This window comes from Rhizobium ecuadorense (assembly GCF_001187535.1).
GTDB classification, from domain to species: Bacteria; Pseudomonadota; Alphaproteobacteria; order Rhizobiales; family Rhizobiaceae; genus Rhizobium; species Rhizobium ecuadorense.
In genome coordinates this window covers 1-210 of record NZ_LFIO01000646.1, presented here as the reverse complement: position 1 = coordinate 210, position 210 = coordinate 1, and the positions used below count along the sequence as shown (strand labels likewise).

Below are 210 nucleotides of genomic sequence, written 5' to 3'. Positions count from 1 at the left end.
GTGGTGGCGACAGCGGGATGCTCCGGTGCGAGGACGATATAGCTTGCTTCGAATAGGGTTTCGGGGCGCGTCGTGAAGACGGTAATGCCCTCCGTGCCATGCTCGAGCGAAAAACGGATTTCGGCCCCTTCAGAACGCCCGATCCAGTTGCGCTGCATGGTTTTCAGGCTTTCGGGCCAATCGAGGCCATCCAGTCCCTCCAGCAGTCGG

The 210-nt window shown here is 60.5% G+C and carries 1 protein-coding gene; it reads right to left on the bottom strand.

Annotated elements, in window-relative coordinates; all coding sequences use genetic code 11:
• Window positions 1-210, bottom strand: a 210-nt coding sequence (locus tag AF337_RS12705; RefSeq protein WP_152971035.1) for a hypothetical protein, incomplete at both ends; no start/stop codon positions are given.